This window comes from Mesorhizobium sp. M0019 (assembly GCF_040323975.1).
Taxonomy (GTDB): domain Bacteria; phylum Pseudomonadota; class Alphaproteobacteria; order Rhizobiales; family Rhizobiaceae; genus Mesorhizobium.
Map to the genome: position 1 here is coordinate 1 of NZ_JAMYVK010000130.1, position 1,382 is coordinate 1,382.

The window sequence follows — 1,382 nt, forward strand, 5'->3', positions numbered from 1 at the left end:
GGTCAGCATGGAATCCATGCATGAACGAAAGCACAATTCCCGCTTGACTTCAAGTTAACTTGAACTTGTAGCAAGAGGCATGCGGATTAAAGGAGCACTGGCAATGCAGACGAATATCGAACTTCAGGGACTTCGCGTGGCAGTCACGGGCGGCACGTCCGGCCTCGGACTGGCGCTTGTGCGGCAGCTTGCCGCACAGGGTGCGTGCGTCGCCTTCGTCGCCCGGACCGCCGCGAATGTCGAACGCATCGCCGATGAGACGGGCGCGCACGGCATTGTCGGCGACGTCGGCAAGAAGGCGGACATCTACCCGATCGCGTTGCAGGTTACTGCCAGCCTCGGCGGGCTCGATGTCCTGATCAACAATGCGTCGAGCCTCGGCCCTGTCCCTCTGGCGCTCCTCGCCGATACCGAGTGCGAGGAGCTGGAAATGGCGCTCGCGGTCAATCTCGTCGGCGCCTTCCGGCTGACGAAAGCCCTGTTCGGTGCGCTTGCCGCGTCCGCACGCGAGGGCCGCGGCGCGCTGGTCATCAACATTTCCAGCGACGCCGCGGTGAACGCCTATCCCAGCTGGGGAGCATACGGCGCGAGCAAGGCCGCTCTTGCCCATCTGACGGCGATTTGGGACGAGGAGGCGAAAGCAGACGGCATCCGGCTCCTCGCGCTTGACCCCGGCGATATGGACACCCCACTGCACGCGCTCGCGATCCCAGATGCTGATCCGGCGACCTTGAAGCGCCCCGAGCAGGCAGCTGCCGAGATCATCGAAAAGATGCTCGACGCGTTGCCGGTCCGCTCTACGCTTCTCGCCGGAGCACATGGATGATTGCCGCCGATCGTCCCGATCGGCGCTCCGCCAGGCTGTTCGTCGTCGAGGCGGACGGTTCGATGCGCGACCGGCCGCGAGTTGGACTCGCGACGCTGTTCAACCCCGGCGATCTGGTCGTCGCCAATGACGCCGCGACCTTGCCTGCCAGCTTGCACGGCACGCATGTCCCAAGCGGTGAGGCGATCGAGATCCGCCTGGCGGGCTGGCTGTCACTTCCCGATCCAACCCGTTTCGTGGCGATTGCCTTCGGCTCGGGCGATCACCGCACGCGCACGGAAGACCGGCTGCCTCCACCTCCGCTGTCACCAGGCGATCGCCTCCGGCTCGGCTCGCTTGACGCCGTCGTCGAGCGCCTTCTCGACCATCCACGCCTTCTCGAGTTGCACTTCCCAGGCAACCGCGCAGCGGTGCTTGCAGGACTGGCGCACTACGGCCGGCCGATCCAATACGCGCATGTTCCCGAGCCGTTGGCACTGTGGGATGTTTGGACGAAGATTGCCGCCGGGCCGGTCGCGTTCGAGGCGCCGTCGGCAGGCTTCGCGCTCGACTGGCG

At 65.5% G+C, this 1,382-nt stretch carries 2 protein-coding genes; both read left to right on the forward strand.

The genetic code is table 11. The features are described from left to right. Window positions 1-103: 103 nt before the first annotated feature. Window positions 104-826, forward strand: coding sequence for an SDR family NAD(P)-dependent oxidoreductase (locus tag NKK47_RS34970; RefSeq protein WP_352579923.1), 723 nt, complete (start codon window positions 104-106; stop codon window positions 824-826). Then, window positions 823-1,382: S-adenosylmethionine:tRNA ribosyltransferase-isomerase (locus NKK47_RS34975; protein WP_352579924.1), on the forward strand; the 560-nt coding region annotated here is incomplete at its 3' end. The genes NKK47_RS34970 and NKK47_RS34975, both read left to right, overlap by 4 nt.